At 46.7% G+C, this 276-nt stretch carries 1 rRNA gene; it reads left to right on the top strand.

Annotated features, from left to right (window positions below):
* Positions 1–132: 132 nt before the first annotated feature.
* Positions 133–276, top strand: a 23S ribosomal RNA gene (locus GBAG_RS21780); the annotation flags it as partial.

The following is a 276-nucleotide window of genomic DNA, read 5'->3' as shown; positions in this document are numbered from 1 at the left end:
TTCGGAACAAGCTGAAAATTGAAACGACACACTGTTTCCTTTCTCCGTAATAAGAAAGGAAAGTAGGTGTGTTCGAGTCTCTCAAATTTTCACAATCACGATTGTGTCTCACGAGACACCTTCGGGTTGTGAGGTTAAGCGACTAAGCGTACACGGTGGATGCCCTGGCAGTCAGAGGCGATGAAGGACGTGCTAATCTGCGATAAGCGTCGGTAAGGTGATATGAACCGTTATAACCGACGATTTCCGAATGGGGAAACCCAGTGTGATTCGTCA

Source organism: Buttiauxella agrestis ATCC 33320 (assembly GCF_000735355.1).
GTDB classification, from domain to species: domain Bacteria; phylum Pseudomonadota; class Gammaproteobacteria; order Enterobacterales; family Enterobacteriaceae; genus Buttiauxella; species Buttiauxella agrestis.
This window is presented reverse-complemented; position numbering and strand designations above follow the sequence as displayed.